Here is an 18,387-nt window from a genome sequence, read left to right as displayed (position 1 = left end):
GTGGAGCAGACCGGCCGTCAACTTATCTTTGCTGGAGCTGTGGTCAAGCAGTCCGAGTCGTGCCCACCAGCTCTCGGATCGTGCGGATCTCCTTGTTGCCGGCGAGGTAGCCAATACCGCGGTGGAGGTGAACGGTCAGGGTCTGGTTGATCGACTCGTCACTGAGGGGCTCGCCATCCGCTGCACAGCGCTGCTTCAGCAGCGCGAGGTAGATATCGCCGTAGGAGCCCGCGAAGGTCTTCCAGCTCATCTCCACGTTGGAGTCCGTCGTGATGTCCTTCACCAGCGGAGTGGAGGGATCCCTCAACGACATGGCGAGAGCCCAACGACACAGCACGTTCCAGTGCTTGATGCCTGTGGTGCGCTTCAGGCGCACGAGCTGGTCCCGGGCTGGCTGGGAGAGGCGAACAGTATCAAGCGACATGCATTGCTCCGGAGGTCCACCAGTAGCCGGGCTCAACCGAGGTGGTAAATGTGGTGTCGTCGTGCACAAGCGTGTACGTGTGTGCGATGGAGGGCTTGAGTCGCTTCAGGAGATGCTCGTCGATCTCCTCATCGGTCGACAACAGCAGCACCTGATGACTGGCGTGTGGGAAGTATCGGTCGACAAGATGCTCCCGGTGGCGGCTATCGAGGCGGCCGAGGGGGGTGTCAATCACGCTGGGGAGCCAGTTGCCGGCGACACGCGCCAGCCCCCAGAGCAGAGACACTGCCAAAAGCTGCCGCTCGCCGGCGCTCAGGCGCCCCGGATCCAGCGGATCGCCCTCGGAATCGACGAGCGTCAGCCGGAATCGGTCCGTATCGATGTTCAGATCCCGGACGAGGCCCCGCTTGCGCATTAGACGGGAGAAGCTCTCCAGGACAGCTACCTCGAGCCGGTTGATGTGACGCTTGAGCAGCGCATCGCCGAACCTGTCCATCACCTCACGCTGGCGGTCGCAGTAGGCGACGATCCGCTCGATCTCCTCGGCCCGGACCAGGCTCTTGACCCTGGCATCGTGGGCACGCTCCAGCTGCGTCTTCAACGCATCGCGGCGACTCTTGGCGGCGCTGTGAGCCTCTACGGCGCTCGCGAGCAACGCCTCGGCCCGGTGCAATGCCTGGCGTGCACTCTCCCGGTCCTCCAGGCGGGAGGCAATCAGCTTCTCGTCGGGGACACCGGCCAGTTGCCGGTCCAGTGCTTCTACGGTCGCTGCCTGGTCTGCGGCGAGCGCGAGCAGTTCGTCTGCACGCTTCTGTTCGTGGGTCAGAAGCTGGTCAAGCCCTGCGAGCTGCTTCTGCCCATCGGGGGTCAGGTTGAGAACGCGTTCAGCCTTGCTGTCCTGCTCACGCTGCTGGCGATCGGAGTCCAGGTGCTCGCGGAACGCTGCCAGGTCCTTCTTCGGCAGCAGCGTTCCGAAGCGGGCCAGCAGCTCCTGGTCGCGGGCAACCAGAACGCTGAGGATCTGTGCGGCCTCGTTGGCCTCGCGTTCGACGGCAGCTTGCTTGTGGACGGAGTCGAGCTGATCAGTCAACAGGCGCAGTGGCAGAACGCCTGCAGCAATGCTCAGCAGCGCTTCCTGAGTGGCGGACAGGTGCTTGACCGCATCCTTACGACGGGCCTCCAGCTCCTTGCGGCGCTCGAACAGTTCCCCGCCATCGCGAGCAAATGCATCGTCCGCCTGGACCACGTTCTTTTCGGCTGTGTCGAGGGCAGAGCGCAGCGCAGCCGCCTGCGCTTGCGCGCTCTCCACTTCGCTCTGGGCGGCCTCGTGACGCTCCTCCAGCTCGCGGATCTGGTCAACGGCCTCCTGCTCCTCGTCGCCGAGCTTCTGCCGGCGCTGAAGAGCGAGAAGGTCCGTCCGAAGCTGCTGGACGGTGTTGACGCCGAGCAGCGAGTGCACGGCGGACTGGATAACGGCGGAGGCCCGCTCAGGGTCGGCCAGAGACTCGATCTTCTCACCGTCGAAGAAGAACAGCGAGCCGATCTCCAGAGGCAGCAAGTCCTCGACGTGATTCGCCCAACCTTCGCTGATGACACGGTCCCAGACGCCATCAACCTTGACGTTGACGTATTCATGCAGGGTCTTGCCATTTGCCACCCAGTTTCGGGTCAGCTGGTAGATACGCTCCTTGCCCTCGACAGTGATCGAGAACTCGAGTTTGAGCGCCGCACCGCGCGACGGGTCAGCCTTCCGGTTGATGCAGTCTCGAAGGTAAGCCTCGTAGGGACGATTACCCCGTCCGCTGCAGCGTGCACGAGGCCCGTAGAGCACGAGTTGCAGCGCATCCAGGAGCGTCGTCTTACCGCAGCCGTTCAACCCGCCGATGAGCACGATCGGCCTACCGGGGCGGGTGGTGAGGTCAAGGGACTGCTTGCCTCGGTAGGCGCCGAAGTCCTCCAAGGTGATGTTACGCAGGAGCATCGGCGTTCTCTTCGTCCTTGCTGTCTTCGATGAGCGGCAGGTGCTCGGCGATCTCTTCGTGCAGCTGCTTCTTCTTCAGCGCCCAGGCGTGGGCGTCTTCCTTGTCCCGGAAGAAGCCACGCTTGACGCTCTTTTCCAATTCCTCGAACAGTCCAGAGCGGCGGGTCATCGTGCGGAAGCGACGCTCCACAGCCAGGAGTTCGCGGGCGGTGCTGAACAGCAGCTCGTCCCCTTCACACGCTTCCCGCAGCAGGTCGATCTCGTCCGCGCCAAGGGTCAGGTGCTCGTCCAAGGGCCGTCCGGGGAAATCCTCTCCGGTTTTCTCCTTGTAGATGCGCGGGAGCGAATCCTCGACTTCGTGCTTCTCGAACACCCAGAGCTGGCGGATCTCGTGCAGCTCCGCCATGGTGATCAGCTCGAGGCTCCGCACTTCCTCCGGGCCGTTGGCTCGTACCCAGGTCTGCGCTTCGAGCAGGTCTCGGAGCCAGGTCTCGCGGGACTGCTGCGTGTAGGGGCCGTGGACAATGCGGTCGCCGAAGAGCTGGATGTTGCCCTTCATCTTTCGGAAGTCCCGCAGGTGACTGTCGTCACTGACGTCCAGCTTGTTGCGCAGGTCGAGGAGTGGCCGCATCCACTCCTTCTCCTCGTCGTTCTGGATCATGGCGGACATCGACTTGTCCTGCTCGACCAGGGTGCAAGTCCAGCAGCCGAAACGGCTGTCACCGCACGACGGCGTGCTGCTGTCGACGACCAGCGGGCATTCCGAGTCCGCGGAGGCGCCCTGGTACATGGTGAGCAGGTCCTTGTTGGAGTAGCCCCAAGGGTTGGCCTGCTGCATCAGGAATGTCCATACTTCGTCGTTTGACCAGTCCTCAATCGGGCTGTAAACGAGCGAGTTGGGCAGGTTCCCGTTGGGCGAGAGCCGGTCCCGCACACGCCGCTTCTCGTGCTTGGCCATCGCGCGGGCGCGGGCCTGGCTCTCCTGCTTGCGGATACCGAGCACCATGATCGCCTCGCCATGCTGGCGGACAATGCGTCGAATGAATGAGTTTGACGGCTTGATCTTCATCCGCTCGGTGCACCAGCGGAACTTCGGGCGCGGCGCCGGATAGCCGCGGCCGATCAGGTTGACCCAGAAGGTGTCCTTTGTGGCCGGCGTGAGACGGTTCGGCTCGATCGGCAGTGCTTGCTCTTCGGCGGCCAGGCGCATCGTCTCGAGCGACTGACTGACCCACGAGGCCACAATGGGATTCTCGACCAGCGTGTCGGTGCTGATGACGTAGACCGTCTTCTTGCGCTGCTCGACGGGCAGTTCCTTGAGCGCAAGCCAGACGAGCTGGAGGATGGCCGTGGAGTCCTTGCCTCCGCTATAGCCGATCACCCACGGCACCTCGTCCGCGGTGTAGAGCTCACGGACCTCTTCAGTCAGCTCCGCAACGACCGCGTCGAGACTGCTGCCCTCGAACGGCGCGGCTCGTCGTGTCGGGGTACTCATGCATCTCCTCGCTTGTACGCGTCCTCGGCTCGCTGCTCCTCCGGCGACAGTCGGAGGCCAAGCGCGCGGCGCAGGTAGTTCACGGTCAGGGTTACTTGGGTGTGGCTCTTCGAGACACGGCCGCCGATGATCGCTCGGCCCTCCCAGTCAGGGTTGGAGCGCGCCCAGTCGACGGACGAGAGCTTCACCAGGCGCGGCTTCCATTTGGAAGGGACAACAGAGTCGCGTAGCAGCGCGTTCCCAACCCGGCCGATCGCGTGGAGCGCGATTCCGTGACTGTGGATGTAGTCCCGGCGGACGTCTGGGGCAGTCAGCGTCCGCTTGCGGACCATGTCCCACTCGGGGATCAGCCCGTCGATGTGCTCCCAGAAGGCTTGAACGACGTCGCTGGCCTGTTCCTTCTCCATCTGCAGGCCTTGGAGGAGTGCCTGGTTCGCAGAGTGCACGGCGCTCAGCGTGAACAGCTTCCGGGAGCGAGCCGAGAGCGTGCTGCTCTCCATCTCGACCTGCTGCTTGAAGACTGGTGATTTCATGGCGAGCAGGCGGGTCAGGCCGGCAAGGTCATCGCGGTGGTCGTAGAGGACGCCGATTGAGCGGGAAGGGCGCACCGCGTGGCGGTTCAGGTCCGCGAACATCTGCTGGCAGCGGCCCAAGCCGGCGTCGTGGAAGAAGACCACAGCGATGGTCTCGTCGCCCAGGTCCGGGTTCTCCTTGAGGGCCAGCTCAATGGCCGCCCGACGGTGCTGGCCGTCGTTGATCAGGAACCGCGCCGCCATGGGGACGCGGATCTGGCCGGCCCGCATCCCGGTGCCCGCTTCAGCGATGCTCTCGAAGAGAATGTCTCCGTCGATCGAAGCTGTGAGCGCGCTGAAAACATAGTTGTCCGGATTGTCCAAAATATACCGACTCAGAGCGGGCAGCCTGCCCTTGTTCAGCACCCGCTGCGCCCGAACCTCAGGCGCGATCTCATCCTCATCGAACAAAAAGATCTTGGGGATCAGGCGCAGCGGACACATGGAGACGAAGAACTCTCGCCCCGCCTGGACTCCGCGGATCGCCGGGAACACGTACTCGAAGCCGACCGATGTCGTCTCGCCCGCCACCAATGCGCCCCTCGCCTCAGTCGTCACTGTATCGTGTCTGTACGTTATCTAGGAAACGTACAGTACGGGAAGCGCCGAGGAGACCGCCACGATGCCGGTAACGTATCTGGATGCTGCCGCTACCACTCGTGTTGACCCCCGCGTCGCCGAAGTTGTCCTCCATTGGATGACAGAAGACTTCGGCAACGCCGGAAGCCGCACGCACGAGTACGGAGCGCGAGCAAAGAAGGCGGTGCAGCAAGCGCGCGAGCAGCTCGCTGCACAACTTGGTGCATCCTCAGATGAGTTGATCTTCACAAGCGGCGCGACAGAGAGCAACAACATCGCTCTGCTCGGTCTAGCGCCGTATGGCGAGAAGTCCGGGCGGCGCCACATCATCACGTCGGCGATCGAGCACAAGGCTGTCCTGGAGCCTCTGGAGCACCTGCAGACGCGCGGCTTCGAAGTGGATTTCCTCAGGCCAGACAGCAGCGGACGGATCAGCGTAGAGGCGATCCAGGAGCGGTTGCGCCCGGATACCCTGCTGGTCTCGCTGATGCACGTCAACAACGAGACTGGAGTGATCCAGCCGGTTGCCGAGCTCGCCCGGCTCCTCCACGAGTCGCCGACGTTCCTCCACGTCGATGCTGCCCAGGGCTTTGCCAAGCTGCCCGACGACCTCACCGCGCCGATCGACATGGTCAGCATCAGCGGGCACAAGATCGGCGCGCCGAAGGGCATCGGCGGGCTGCTGACACGGCGGCGCGGTTGGAACCGCATCCCGCTCGAACCGATCATGTTCGGTGGCGGACAGGAGCGGAAACTTCGTCCGGGGACGCTGGCGGTGCCGCTGGTAGTCGGTCTCGCGAAAGCGGAGGAAATCTTCCGCAAGGAGCACGAGCAGTGGCTCGCCGGCGCGGAGAAGGTCCGCTCACAGCTCCTCGATGCCCTTGGCTCCACGCGGTACCACCTCAACGGCGACCCGGAACACCGGGTGCCTCATATCCTCAATGTCTCGTTTGAGGGGGTGGACGCCGAGGCCCTGATCGTCCGGCTCAAGGAGATTGCTGCGGTCGCGACTGGCTCTGCCTGCACAAGCGCGTCCTACACGCCAAGCCACGTCCTCACGGCGATGGGTTTGGCGGAGGAGATCGCCACAAACGGGTTGCGGCTGTCGTGGTTCCCCTCAGAGACAGACAACCTCGAAGCTCAGGAAATCGCTGCGGCGGTTTCCGCATTCCAAGGTTGATCAGCTCGATCCATCGGCTGGTACACCGGCTTCAGCCTGTGCCTCAGGCCGGCGTACCAGCCGGTGCCCACGCAGGGCCCGGCCGCAGCGAACCAACTCGGCTTCCCATCCATTCTCGGTGCCGATCAGGTGCGGCTTCTCATACAGCCCCGCGCGGACCTCAGCCTCGGTAAGTCTGCGGTACTTGGGGACGTCCGGGTCGTCGGCTGCCAGGAACTCGTGCTTGCGGTGCAGGAGCGGCCGGTTAGCCGAGTCGGTATAGGAGACATAGGAGGTGTCGAGGCCCTTCATCTCCACGGAGTACGACGACAGCAGCTTCGGATGTGGGTCGGTGTCGAAGTCCGGGTAGTCGAGCCAGCTGACAGCCCGGCCCTCGTGCCGAAGCTTCAGGACACTCCACTCGGCCGGCCGCCCAGCCGCGATCGAAGCGCAGTGTTCGTACAGCCGCAGCACGGTGGGGATCCGGCTCACCGCTCGCCGGTGGACGTAGAGGGCGCTCGGCGTCAACTTCCCGGCTGCCGAGGCGCGCATCGCTCCGCGGATGTAAGTATCATCGCGGAGTTTCAGCAGAAGTCGGTCGGCCCGCTGGCATGCCTCCTTGTACGACACGAAGCAGGTCCTGATGTCTAGCTGTACGGACAGCGGAAGACTTCCGAACGGGCCCCGACCGTTGAACAGCTCGACCGCGAGAAAGAGAAGGGTGTTGAGGGTAGACCGACCGACTCCTGCAGCGACCTTCTCAGGGGCGGCAGAGCGTTTGACCAAGCGATGCAGGTCCGCCTCGCGCAAGTGGGAGAGCAGTTCTGCAAGTTGGGTCGGCATCTCTTCCAGCCGTGGGAACCGCCCACGTTTCTCGAGGTAGTCGACGATCGCTGCAACTGCAGAAGCCTTGTCGTCGGAGGCCAGCCACTCAGCATCAGGGACAATTCTCCGTGCCAGGAAGGCGATACGGGCCTGGTCCTCCTTGAACGCATATACCACCCCCGGCGCCGCCGACACGCACCGAACGCCAGCGGTATCTTGAACGAAGTCACGCAGTTCGCTCGCGCCAAACAGGCGCTGAAAGGTCTGTCGGCTGGTGAGGATGCCGTCGGTGAACTCGTCGCCGCGGACCTTGCTCTTCTCCCAGGTCAGGCGGGCAGAGACCACCAATACGGTCCTCGCCAGCTCCCACGCTCGAAGCAACGTCTCACGCCGCTCTCTCGGATCCTCGATCACATTAAGGACGTACGTGAGCAGAACTGCATCAGCGGGCTCCTGCCGGCCGTCGGGGTAGTAGTAGGGATCCCAGCCAGAGGCGTCGAACTGCATCTCCAGCAGGCTCCGGACATCACCACCACGCCCGCAGCCGTAGTCCAACACACTCATGCCCGGGACGATCTGCCGATCGACGAGCGCCTGACGAGCGGGCGCGGACAGCGTCGCGCGTCCGATGGCTGTCAATCGGCGTTCGCTGTCCCACTCTGTACGCATGCCACCCCACCAGTACTCCGGCGATGCCGAGAGCATAAGGGTGGACCGGCAACGGCACGGTCAAGACGGACAAGGATCACCCGAGGCGTAGCCGTGTACGGCCTTTACTGAGCCCAAGTCGCGACCTGATGGACTTCCATGAGGCTGGCTGGTAGCGGCAGTCACACCGGCGGTGCGCTCGTCAGGGCCTGGATGATCGTTCGTATCGGGACGCGCTCCTGCTCCAGACGAAGGCGTGGCCTGTGGGTGCCAAGGCGTAGCGCTTGGTCCAGCTCGGCTTCGTCCGGGGTGAGGAAGGCTGGTGCCTCGGCTGTCTGGGTCTTCTCCTCGCCCCAGTGTGCCCGGTGGGCGAGGAGGGTTTCGCGGTCCATGAGGAACGAGCGGGCGTGGGGGAAGTGCCGGCGGAGCTGGCTGAGGATGGCGAAGCCGTGGGTGTCGATGTCTCCCCAGTATCGGAGGTCGATGTCGGCGAGCCAGGGCAGGTACCGCAGGAGTGCGGCAGCGTAGCCGGCGCCGAGGATGGCGATGGCGCCGGGGACGTCGGGCAGTGACAGGTAGGTGATTTCGTTTTCGAGGACGAAGACGGTGTGGATGCCCGGGGGCGGGGCGGTGAGCTCGTTCGCGCGGACGGTGATCTCGCTGAACGGGCCTGGCTGGTTGCCGAGGTAGCGCAGGCGTACATAGGGCGGCTTGGCAAGGAAGCCGTAGCGCGCGGCGAAGTCTCCTTTCGGAGTGTTGGGGTGGATGCGGCCGATGGGCAGGGTGTGGTCGAGGAGTTCCCCGAGGATGCCCTTGTTGGTCTCGATGAACTTGGTGTCGACACCGGGGACGTCGACTTGGCGGAGGTAGATCGGGCCGCTTTCGTGGTCCCGGATCCAGTGCACGGTGTCGACGAGTTGCTGCCAGTGGGTGTGCGACTGGAGCACCTTCATTGGGTGGGTGGCCATCCACTGGGCGAGGTGCGGGTCCTGCCGGATGGTGCGGGTGTGGAGGTCGTCGAACAGGTCGACCTGAGTGCCGACACCGAGGATGGCCCAGAGGTCTTCGCGGGTGTCGACCCAGACCCGGTCAGGAATGGTGTTCGCCGGGGTGTTGTTGCGGCCTCCGATGGTCTTGGTCTGGATCCGCAGATGGGGATGTTGGCCGGCGGCCCAGGACTCCGCCCACGCTCGGGCCTGCTCGTAGTGCCGGGTGGCGTCGGCCGCGATGGGGCCCTTGAGTGGAATGCCGATGGGCTCGAAAGGAAGGTCCTGCGCGGCTGCGGCGAGGTAGAGCCCGGTGGTCCACCTGCGGCGAAGTACTGCGACGACCTGGTCGGGACGGGTCCACTGCGGCAGCGTCACGACTGGGCCTCCGACTGAGAAGCCGGCTGATGATTCGCTGCCTTCTGCTCGCGGTACTCCTCGATGGTGAGCGTCGTCAGCCGTGAGTGGATCTCGTCGGACTTGTAGACGTAGCCGACGCGGCTTACGTGGGGTTCGATCACGTGGAGCTTCTGCAGTGGGGTGACGACTAGGAGCTGGAGCCCGAGCCGGTGGAACAGGCCGAGGCCGAAGTGGGCGGCGTCGTCGTCGCCGCGCCCGAACGCTTCGTCGATGACGACGAAACGGAACGTCTTGTCGTTCTTCGCCTCGGGGGCGATGCGGAACTGGTAGGCCAGGGAGGCGGCCAGGATGGTGTAGGCGAGCTTCTCCTTCTGGCCGCCGGACTTGCCGCTGGAGTCCGAGTAGACCTCGTACTCGGTGTTGTCGGCACGGCTGCACTCGCTTGCGGAGAAGGTGAACCACCGCCGGACGTCGGTGACGCGGGCGGTCCAGTCCGCGTCCCTCTCGGCCTCGCCGGGGCGGCCCTTGAAGCGGTCGATGAGGCGCTTGACCTGGAGGAACTTCTCTTCGGTGTAGGCGTTGTCGGTCTCGGTGGCGAGCGCGTCGGTGGTGCATTCGAGCAGGTCGCGCCGGAAGTCCCGGATCTCGACGTTGGCGGTGGGCACGGCGTTCAGGCGGACGTAGCGGCCGGGGCCGTAGTCGATCTCCTTCAGCGATTCGTTGATGATGTCGATGCGTTCGCGGATCTCCTGTTCCTGGGCGCGCAGGCGGGCCTGGAAGGAGGCGATGTCGCGGATGACGTTCGTGCGCAGGTAGTGCTGGAACTGGGCCTCGAACCTGGGCAGGTCGTCGCTGACCAGTTGGTCGTGGAGCGCACGGTAGTTCCTGGCGGAGCCGAGGGTGTTGTCGAGGTCGTTCGCGTCCTGCCGGTAGGTGGCGCGGAAGGACGTCATCATCGCCGTGGCGTCGCTGGCGGCGTTCTGGAGGGCCCGCTGCTGGCTCTCGACGGTGCGGCTGATCTTGGCGAACGCCTGGGTCTCCGCTGTCTGAAGCAGCTCCAGGTACCGCTCCCCCGGAGCTGAAGGGGGCAGGAAGGTTGCCAGCGCGTCCGTGTGGCCGGCCAGGGCGGTGAGGTCGGACTTCTCGAGGACCGCGGAGGTTGCCGAGAGCTGGGCCGTCACCTTGCCGCGCTCGTTGCGGATGCCGCCGAGCTCCTCCCCGCCGGCACGGACGGAGGCTCGGCCGAGCTCGATCTCGGTGTTCGTCCGGAGGAGTTCCGCAGTGAGCTTGTCGAGGCCGACCTCAGCCACGAGGTCCTTCTTCTGTTGCTCCACCTGTTCGAGCTCGGCAACGGAAGTGTGCCAGTCGATGTCGTTGTAGGAGGAGATGCTTCCAAGGAGCGTCAAGGCCTCACGGATGCCGGCCCGTTCCTTCTGCCGCTGCGTGATCTCGCTGGTTCGCTCGGTGATGGCCGCGCTCTTCTTGGTGAGTTGGGCGATCTTGGCGAGGAGCGCGTCCAGCTTCGCCTGGTTGGACCAGCCGAGGACCCAGGAGCTCCGGTCGTCGATGCGGGAGGCGTCGTTCTTCTCGTGCCGCCCGCCGCCGCCCTTGATCAGGCCCTGCCGCGTCACCGCAGGCCGGGCGGAGCGGGTGAAGGCGTCCAGGTCAGCCGCACACACGTAGTCGGCGCGGGTCTTCAGCTGTGTAGCAAGCCAGCTGCGCGCCCAGCTGTCGTGCCGGAGTTCGAGTTTGCCGGTCAGCAGGTCCCGGTCCTGCGGCAGCTCTGCGGCCGGTACCTGAGCGGGCACCTTGTAGTACACCAGGCGCAGTCCGAGGTGCCGTCCGTTCACCCACTCCGAGACCTGGGTGTAGTGGGCTTCGGGTACGAGGAGGGACAGTGCGAAGCCGCGCAGGACACGTTCGGCCGCTCCAGCCCAGACGGCTTCGTCGTCGCGGACCTGGATCAGTTCTCCTGCGAAGGGGAGCTCGTCGACGGTGGCCCCTGTGGCGGCCGAGAGGATCTGCCGCAGCTCTAGGAGTTTGGCGGGGATGCTGGAGCGCTGGCTCTGCAGGCTGGTGATCTCCTGCCGGATCTCGCCCGTCTCCTTGTTGTTGTGGTGGCGATCCACGGCAAGGGCGTCGAGTTCTTCGCGTTCCTGCTGTTCCAGGCGCGTGGCGTGCGCGCGGGCCTCGGCGATCTGGCTGGAGCGTTCACGGAACGACACCGCGTCGCTAACCGGCTCCAGACCCGCTGTACCGAGCCAACCCGTGTATTCGCCAGCTCGGCTGCGGCGCCGGTCACGCTCGCCGCGCAGTTCGTCGATCCTGGCGTCCAGCCGGACGAGCTTCTCCCCGCCAGCTCCGTCGATCTGGCGTTGGAGGGTGTCGGCGGTCTGACGGAGCTGCTCGAGGTTCACCTCGCGCCGTTCCTGCTGTGCGGCGAGATCCTCGATACGCTCATCCAGTTCGGTGTTGCGCTGGCTCAGGGCGTGGTGCCGATGCTTGGCGAAGTAGGCGGGCAGGACGTCGCGGCGCTGCTTCAGTGCGTCGATGTCACGCTGGATCTCGTCGCACCTGTTGCACGCCTGCACGACCGGCCCGAGAACGTCAATCATCGCTTTCGCCCGCACGACCTCGTTGTGGCTGGCGGTCAGCGCGTTGAAATGCGAGACGATCTTGTCGACCTCGGTCCTGGCGTCGAACGGTTCGAGCATCCGCTCGCGGACGAATTCATCCAGGCTCCCCACGGCCTTCATCGACACCGTCTGATGGAACAGGTCCAGCGCCTGGTCACTGGGGATACCGAGGCTGCGGCGCAGGGTCTTCGCGTAGGGCGGGTAGCTGTTGTGGATCGTCGCGCCGTTGCGCCGCAGTCGCTGGCGCAGGTCGTTGATGTCGCTTCCGAAGTCGGTGAAGTGCGCGTCGATGGACATCGGGGTGTCGGCGGTGACGTAGAACCGGTCCGGCTGGCCGGTGTTGGAGTCGGGGACGCAGAACACCTGGGCGAGAGTGACGTGGACTCCGAGGGTGTAGTTGGTGAACACGCCCAGGATCACGCTGTGGGAGGAGGAGCCGCGAAGAGCGATCGGGCGGGTGCTGTTCGTCGCCTCGACCCGCTCGGTCTTGTAATGGCCGAGTACGTACGAGCGCAGGTTCCGCTCCTTCGCGTCGGCGCCGGCGGCCTTGTTGTAGGCGATCTTGTTGGCCGGGAGCAGCAGGGTGGTCATCGCGTCCACCAGTGTGGACTTGCCGGAACCAACTCCACCTGTCAGCAGCGCGCTGCGGCCATCGATCCCGAAGCCCCAGATGGTTCGGTGGAACGTGCCCCAGTTCAGTACCTCCAGGCGGGCCAGCCTGAAGCCCGGGCCGACGCCGAGAGAGCCATCGGCGACCCCTGGCTGTCGAGGGATGAGGGACACAGCCGGGGTGGTGGTGCTCATTCGTCGCCCTCCGGCGTGATGGTGTCGCGGTAGGTGGAAAGCAGGTCGTTGAAGTCGCTGAGGACCTGGGCGTCGACGAGGGCCTTGATGTGCCGCCGGACCTCGTACAGGCCGGCCTGCTTGGTCTGGCGCAGCGCCTTCAGGTCACACAGCTTCTTGATGTGGCTGTCGATCTGGTCGACCAGCTGTGCCTCGTTGCTGCGCGGCGGCAGGAAGCCGCGGACCATCTCGACGAGGTCGTCGCGGGACAGCAGCAATCGGGTATCGCCGGAAGTGGCGTCGCTCTCCGCGAGACGCCCGCGCAGGAGAACCAGCATCAGGCTGACCGCGAAGGAGAGACGGTGGCGTGTCACGAGCCGCGGCACCGTCACGCCGTCATCGCGCGCCTCCGGGTCCAGCTGTCGGGTGTAGGCGTAGCCCTCCGCCAGGTCGACCACGACGTCCAGGCCGATCACGCGAAGGTAGTCGCCGATCGCCGTTTGATGGGCGGTGATCTGTTCCCAGACCGCCGGTGCGTCGCTCTGGTACAGCACGCCCGCTTTCAGCAGATGCACGATGGGCACGGACAGTGCGTCGCTCACGCCTGTTCCACCTCTCCGGCGGCCGGGCCGCCCTCGTTGCGCACGAAGGTCACCTGCGGGACCGTGGCCACGGTGTGTCCCGATGCGTTGACGCGCTCGTACACCACCTCGCGGCTGTGCTCGGGGTCGATCACCACATCCAGGCCGGGCCGCTGAAGTTGGAAATAGGTGAGCAGTTCGGCAAGCCCCAGCGTGAGCGGGAAGCGGTCGACTACCGCTGCCAGGTTCGCCTGACCGCTCGGGCTCTCTTCGAGCAGTGCCAGCACCTGTCCGGCCAGCACCTCGTCGTCCACATGCAGGCCGGCGAACAGCTCCGAGACGTCCACGCCCGCATCGTCGGACGATTCGCCTACCGTGCTGTCCAGCTCCGCCCGGTCGACCGGCATGTACAGGCGCCGCTCCATCGGCAGAGCCAGGTCCACCTGCGGCACCTCCAGCTCCATTCCCGGAAGGTCGCGTCGGCCATCCAGTGCCGTGATGTGGCGCTGGATGGAGCGTGCCAAGGCCAGGACCCTGCGGTCCTCCTCCTTCCCCCTGTCGGCCAGGAACCGGCGCAACTGCTCGGTGAGCTGTCGGACCGTGTTCTGGGTGCTCTCGGCCGCTTCGAGCCACGCCCGCGGGATCTTAAGGAGGTTCTTGTTGGTCTTGCCGTCCAGTTGCGGCAGCTGGTTCACCTCTCCCAGGAGGTTCAGCAGATCCTCCTGGCGGCGAGGCGACAGGAGGTAGTCGAAGAACGCCTGGAAGCTCTGGCCCTGCTCCGATTCGGCGATCATCTCCCGGTCCATGAGGAAGGAGGCCAGCAGCTCGCCCTTGCCGCCCTCGGCACTCGCCACATCCTGACGAAAGCGCCGGTCCAGCTCCCGCAGGTTCCCCTCGACCTCTCGGAAATCCCGCAGCAGGTCGATCGCCATGCTCTCCACCTGCTGGTACCGGTCCAGCAGAGCCACGGGCGTCAGCACCTCGAGCTCACCTGCACGCAGCCGCGCGATCTGAGCGTCGATCTGGTCCCGTTCACGGCTGAGTTCGTCGATGCGTGCCTGGGGATCCGTCTCCGTACCAAAGGCCATCTGTCGCAGCAGATCGACGATAGTGCCCAGGCGGGACTCGGTACCGATGAAAGAGCGCGCGGGCAAGGCTCGGACCCATGCGACGGCCTTCTCCAGTGCGCTGGTGGCGTCGAAGTGCGGCTCGTCCTCGCCAGGCGGGTAGTACTTGCGCAGCCAGTCGCTGTTGGTCCACTCCGTCAGGTACTCCGAAGCCGTCCGCGGGTAGGGGCCGAGCGCCCGCTCGTTGAGGTCGTATAGCTGGTCGTCCAAACGGGAGACCAGGATGCTCTCGGGCACCCCTCGCTCGTTCTCGTCGACGAACACCGTGCCGCAGAACGCCAGGACCAACGGCGCATTGCCCGCGCGCAACAGCCGCCACGCCGGGTGATCGAACAGGTCAGTGACATCGTCGAATTCCACGCATCCCTACCCTGGGCCAGATGGGTTCATCGCCACGCCGGCTCGGACCCCGGTTGGCTGTGTTCACGGTAGAGCCTGGCACTGACAAAACCGGATAATCGCATACATTTTCGATTCTTAGCGCCCCCCGCCGAGCGAGCCGGCGCCGCCAGCCCTTCAGAGACCTCCGAGCCGACGGGTGCCGCCTCGGCCTGCTAGACCAAAGGGACGGAAGCGAGGAGGAATACGTCGTTCCTCTTCTCGATTGGTCACTCCGTACGGTCGTGCGAAGGGGGCGTAGGTGACCGATCTGAAGATGTTCCGACTGGGTGGCGATGGTCGTGATGTCGAGCTGCGGGGTTCGACGGTGGCGCGGGAGCGGGAACTGCAGCGGCGGGCCGAGGGAGCGTTGGAGGCGATGCTGGGGGTGCGGTTCGTCGCGTCGGAGTACGCGACGGGGCCGTGGCACCAGGGGCGGATCGACACACTGGGGCTGGACGAGAACAACGTCCCAACGGTCGTGGAGTTCAAGCGCGGTCGCGACAGCGGACTGATCGCGCAGACGCAGTCCTACCTTGTGTGGCTGGCCGCGCACCGGCATGAGTTCGAGGCGCTGGTACGTAGACGGCTTGGTGCCGAGGTGGCGGAGGCGATCGACTGGCGGCGGCCTCGGGCGATCTGCGTGGCGGGCGAGTTCTCGCGCCACGACCGGGTCGCTGCTTCTGCCCACCAGCGGGACTTCCGGGTCGACCTGGTGCGCTACCGGGTCTTCGGTCCGGACCTACTGACGTTGCAGCTGGTCGAGACGGTCCCGGGCTTCACCGCCGTCGGCGCTGCGCAGGCGCAGGCCGCGCCGATGGGCGCGGCCTACGTCGAGCCGACGGCGGGTGCGGAGCCGGCGGCGTCGGGCTCGCAGGTGGAGGCGCCGGAGTGCCTGCGGGAGCTGTACGGCGAGCTTGACGAGGTGCTGACCGCGGCGGGTGAGCTGGAGGTGGTGGTGCTCAAGCACTACATCGCCTACCGGCGGATGCTGAACGTGGCGTCGGTGATCTTCCGGCCGTCGCCGTCACACCGGGCGATCCTGGTGTATCTGCGGCTGGACCCGGACACGGTGGAGCTGGAGGAGGGCTTCACGCGGGACGTGCGCGGTATCGGGCACCTGGGGACGGGTGACCTGGAGGTGCGGATCGCCTCGTCGGCGGACGTGGAGAAGGCGGTGCCGCTGATCCGCCGGGCGGTCGAGGAGTCCTGACGGACGAGGAAAGGACGGCTGGAGCTTGGTGCTCCAGCCGCCCTTTCGCGTCTGTGGCCAGTCGACCTGGTGGTGGTTCTCATGTCACGCCTCCGGTCCGGCGAGGACGAAGTCGTCCTGGGTCAGCTCGGCTCGCAGCCGCTGTTCGGCGACGTCGGCGTAGTGGGGGCTGAGTTCGACGCCGAGGAAGTGCCGGCCCTCGCGCAGGGCGGCGACGCCGGTCGAGCCGCTCCCGACGAACGGGTCGAGGACGGTTCCGCCTTCGGGGCAGATCTGGACGAGCTGCTGCATGATCTCCACCGGCTTCTGGGTGATGTGGACCCGGTCCTTGCGGGGCTGGGAGGCGATGAAGTGGCCGGGCAGGTAGAGGTCCCGGCTGTTGTCGAGGGTGCCCTTGACGCCCCAGATGATGAACTCGGCGGACTGCTTGAAGCCGCCCTTGCGGGGCCGGCTGGCGGGCTTGATCCACGGGATGGTGCCCTGCCAGGTCCACCCGGCCATCTGGAGGGCGTCGCTCGTGGTGGGCTCCTGCCTCCAGTCGGAGAAGACCATCGCGACCGAGTGCTCGGTGCTTGCCCGGTACGCCTCGGTCAGCAGCTCGGTGAGCCAGGAGCGGTAGGAACGCTGGTCGCGGTTCTCGCCGGGGAAGGTCTTGAGGTCGTGCGCGGAGCCGGTCTGTACGTACTTGGCGCGGGCGTCGCGGCTGGTGCGTTCGGAGCTGGTTCGCCCGCCGCTGTTGTACGGGGGGTCGGTGATGACGGCGTTGACGGACTCGTCGGGCAGGGACTTGAGCACGGTCAGGGCGTCGCCTCGGTGCAGCTTGTAGCTCACTGATTCCTCTTTCAGGGCAGGGGTGGGCCCGCTCCGGGCTACGCCCGGCGGCAGCCGCCGGGAGCGGGGATGCAGGGGAAGGTAGCGGCGATCGACGGCCGCGCCTAACGAGCGGTTCCCCTGGGACCGGCCCTGGTCGGGGGTCGTTTGGTGCGGCCGTCTTTCGCGTCTACTGTCTCGCCATGCCAACCGGGCAGGAGGCCAACTCGGCCCGGCTCGGCGCGTGTTGATCCGTGCTGCCTCGTCCAACCGGGGCTTTCTACGGATCGCTGTCCCCTATCCCCGCCCTGAGGAGTCGCTGTGTTCCGGCTGAGATTACGAGCGCGGCTGGCTGCCGCGCGTGACCCGAGACCGGCGTCCGGGAGCTACCAACTCCGTGATCCGGGCCCGCCCTGAGCAGGGGCGGTTTCACCACCGGCGCGGTGCCGGCGACTTCTTCGCACGAGAGGCCGGCACCGCGCCCTCCTACGAACCCCGCAAGGAGCCGCTGCGATGCAGCATGCCCTGGCACACCCGTGCCCTCATCCACCTCCGCCAACCGCCAGGCGCCGCCCGGGTGATCGGCGGCGGCCGTGAAGAAGACCGTCGGTGCGCTCGTCGGTGTCGTCGCCTGCGGCCCGCTGTTGCTCGCCCTGCCGGTGGTGATCGTGGGCGCGGGCAACGCGTCGGCGACGTCCGCCTCGTGTCCGCCGGGCGGTGGTCCACAGGGTGTGGACAGCTCCGCTGTCGCGGCGCAGGTGGAGTCGATCCTCAAGGGCTCCAGTCCGCTCAGCGCTCCGGGCGTGGCGGGGCTGGACAAGCCGGACGAGCAGGTCCCCAACGCCAAGACCATTCAGGCCACTGGCGTCGCCATGCATATCCCCGTCCGCGGGCAGATCGTCGCCCTGGCGACCGCTCTGCAGGAGAGCGGACTGTGGAACGTCAACGGTGGCGACCGGGACTCGCTGGGCCTGTTCCAGCAGCGGCCCTCGCAGGGCTGGGGCACGGCGGCGCAGATCATGCAGCCGGTGTACGCCTCGACGAAGTTCTACGAGGCGCTCAAGCAGGTCAGTGGGTGGCAGTCGATGACCGTCACCCAGGCCGCCCAGGCGGTGCAGAGGAGCGGCTACCCCGACGCGTATGCGAAGTGGGAGCCGTTGGCGACCGCGTTGCAGAAGGCGATCGAGCCGCTGCTCGCTCCCGCCGGCACGGCCTCGCCGCCGCCCGGCGGGAGCCCGACGCCGGCACCGTCCCCTTCGGCTGGCGCCACCGCGAGCCCGTCGCCGGGCACCGGCGGCTGCGGGACGTCGACGACGGGCGGCGACGGCACCGGCTTCGGGACGATCCCGGCCGGCTCGCTGCCGTCCGGGTACGCGATTCCGGCGGATGCGCCGCAGCAGGTCCAGACCGCGATCCGTTGGGCGCTGGGCCAGTTGGGCACCGCGTACCAGTGGGGTGGCACGTGTGCGAATGCGCACGGGCCGGACCCGATGGGCCGGTGCGATTGCTCCTCGCTGATGCAGATGGCCTACAAGGCCGCCGGCGTCTCCCTGGAGCGGACCACCTACGCCCAGGTCAAGCAGGGCACGGCCGTGTCGACGGACGCGCTCAAGCCTGGTGACCTGTTGTTCACCCGGGGAAGTGCCGCCGTGCCGGAGCACGTCGGGATGTTCATCGGCTCGGGGCTCGTCGTGCAGGCCCCCAAGACCGGTGACGTGGTCAAGATCTCGACCCTCGCCGAATGGCGGCCGGAGATCCTCGCGGCCCGCCGCGTCGTCTGACCGGCGCCTCTCCCCCCTCCTTTCCTCCCCTCTCCGGGCTGCCTTGGCG

At 66.2% G+C, this 18,387-nt stretch carries 13 protein-coding genes; 3 read left to right on the top strand and 10 right to left on the bottom strand.

Translation table 11 applies throughout. The annotated features are described in order from the left end of the window. Nucleotides 1–43: 43 nt before the first annotated feature. From dndE to dndB, 4 genes are read right to left on the bottom strand one after another with little or no spacing between them, the layout of a single operon-like run. The gene (gene dndE, locus ACFVWU_RS06105) at nt 44–424 is read right to left on the bottom strand and encodes a DNA sulfur modification protein DndE (RefSeq protein ID WP_387616264.1); all 381 of its coding nucleotides are present in this window, start codon (nt 422–424) and stop codon (nt 44–46) included. Beyond that, complete coding sequence (gene dndD / locus ACFVWU_RS06100; protein ID WP_387616262.1) at nt 414–2,405, bottom strand: DNA sulfur modification protein DndD; 1,992 nt, start codon at nt 2,403–2,405, stop codon at nt 414–416. Before dndD ends, dndE begins: the two co-directional genes overlap by 11 nt. Further along, a complete protein-coding gene (gene dndC, locus ACFVWU_RS06095; protein ID WP_387616260.1) occupies nt 2,392–3,900 on the bottom strand; it encodes a DNA phosphorothioation system sulfurtransferase DndC in 1,509 nt (502 codons plus the stop codon). Before dndC ends, dndD begins: the two co-directional genes overlap by 14 nt. Continuing rightward, a complete protein-coding gene (gene dndB / locus ACFVWU_RS06090; protein WP_387616258.1) occupies nt 3,897–5,003 on the bottom strand; it encodes a DNA sulfur modification protein DndB in 1,107 nt (368 codons plus the stop codon). The genes dndC and dndB overlap by 4 nt, the downstream gene beginning before the upstream one ends. 91 nt (nt 5,004–5,094) lie before the next feature. Here dndB and dndA point away from each other — a divergent pair, with 91 nt between their 5' ends. Continuing rightward, on the top strand, nt 5,095–6,231 hold the full coding sequence (gene dndA / locus ACFVWU_RS06085; RefSeq protein ID WP_387616256.1) for a cysteine desulfurase DndA: 1,137 nt from the start codon (nt 5,095–5,097) through the stop codon (nt 6,229–6,231). On the opposite strand, the gene ACFVWU_RS06080 is transcribed toward dndA, so the two are convergent. The 5 genes from ACFVWU_RS06080 to ACFVWU_RS06060 all read right to left on the bottom strand — a co-directional run bounded on the left by ACFVWU_RS06080 (nt 6,232) and on the right by ACFVWU_RS06060 (nt 14,516). Further along, nucleotides 6,232–7,704 carry a DNA phosphorothioation-associated putative methyltransferase gene (locus tag ACFVWU_RS06080; protein WP_387616254.1) on the bottom strand — a complete coding sequence of 491 codons (1,473 nt, stop codon included), beginning with the start codon at nt 7,702–7,704 and terminating at the stop codon, nt 6,232–6,234. 161 nt (nt 7,705–7,865) lie between these two features. Beyond that, nucleotides 7,866–9,047, bottom strand: a complete 1,182-nt coding sequence (locus tag ACFVWU_RS06075; RefSeq protein ID WP_387616252.1) for a Wadjet anti-phage system protein JetD domain-containing protein — start codon at nt 9,045–9,047, stop codon at nt 7,866–7,868. Further along, entirely contained in the window at nt 9,044–12,469 is a 3,426-nt protein-coding gene (locus ACFVWU_RS06070; protein WP_387616250.1) for an ATP-binding protein, read from the bottom strand. The genes ACFVWU_RS06075 and ACFVWU_RS06070 overlap by 4 nt, the downstream gene beginning before the upstream one ends. Beyond that, nucleotides 12,466–13,050, bottom strand: a complete 585-nt coding sequence (locus ACFVWU_RS06065) for a DUF4194 domain-containing protein (RefSeq protein ID WP_387616248.1) — start codon at nt 13,048–13,050, stop codon at nt 12,466–12,468. Before ACFVWU_RS06065 ends, ACFVWU_RS06070 begins: the two co-directional genes overlap by 4 nt. Continuing rightward, nucleotides 13,047–14,516, bottom strand: a complete 1,470-nt coding sequence (locus ACFVWU_RS06060) for a DUF3375 domain-containing protein (protein WP_387616246.1) — start codon at nt 14,514–14,516, stop codon at nt 13,047–13,049. The genes ACFVWU_RS06065 and ACFVWU_RS06060 overlap by 4 nt, the downstream gene beginning before the upstream one ends. Before the next feature lie 280 nt (nt 14,517–14,796). Between ACFVWU_RS06060 and ACFVWU_RS06055 the strand changes: the two genes are divergently transcribed. Then, on the top strand, nt 14,797–15,747 hold the full coding sequence (locus ACFVWU_RS06055; protein ID WP_387616244.1) for a hypothetical protein: 951 nt from the start codon (nt 14,797–14,799) through the stop codon (nt 15,745–15,747). Nucleotides 15,748–15,831: 84 nt separating this feature from the next. On the opposite strand, the gene ACFVWU_RS06050 is transcribed toward ACFVWU_RS06055, so the two are convergent. After that, a complete protein-coding gene (locus ACFVWU_RS06050; protein WP_387616242.1) occupies nt 15,832–16,578 on the bottom strand; it encodes a DNA-methyltransferase in 747 nt (248 codons plus the stop codon). Between the two features lie 572 nt (nt 16,579–17,150). Between ACFVWU_RS06050 and ACFVWU_RS06045 the strand changes: the two genes are divergently transcribed. Further along, nucleotides 17,151–18,338: a C40 family peptidase gene (locus tag ACFVWU_RS06045; RefSeq protein ID WP_387616240.1), complete on the top strand. Its 1,188-nt coding sequence runs from the start codon at nt 17,151–17,153 to the stop codon at nt 18,336–18,338. Nucleotides 18,339–18,387 lie beyond the last annotated feature (49 nt).

Origin of the sequence: Kitasatospora sp. NPDC058190 (genome assembly GCF_042883685.1) — a bacterium.
Lineage (GTDB): Bacteria > Actinomycetota > Actinomycetes > Streptomycetales > Streptomycetaceae > Kitasatospora.
The sequence above is the reverse complement of the archived record's forward strand: the minus strand, read 5'-3'. Positions and strand labels throughout refer to the sequence as shown.

Excerpts from the sequence above, each read along its gene's own strand:
- dndE (WP_387616264.1), bottom strand. The coding sequence starts at position 424 with ATGTCGCTTGATACTGTTCGCCTCTCCCAGCCAGCCCGGGACCAGCTC.
- dndD (WP_387616262.1), bottom strand. The coding sequence starts at position 2,405 with ATGCTCCTGCGTAACATCACCTTGGAGGACTTCGGCGCCTACCGAGGC.
- dndC (WP_387616260.1), bottom strand. The coding sequence starts at position 3,900 with ATGAGTACCCCGACACGACGAGCCGCGCCGTTCGAGGGCAGCAGTCTC.
- dndA (WP_387616256.1), top strand. The coding sequence starts at position 5,095 with ATGCCGGTAACGTATCTGGATGCTGCCGCTACCACTCGTGTTGACCCC.
- ACFVWU_RS06080 (WP_387616254.1), bottom strand. The coding sequence starts at position 7,704 with ATGCGTACAGAGTGGGACAGCGAACGCCGATTGACAGCCATCGGACGC.
- ACFVWU_RS06070 (WP_387616250.1), bottom strand. The coding sequence starts at position 12,469 with ATGAGCACCACCACCCCGGCTGTGTCCCTCATCCCTCGACAGCCAGGG.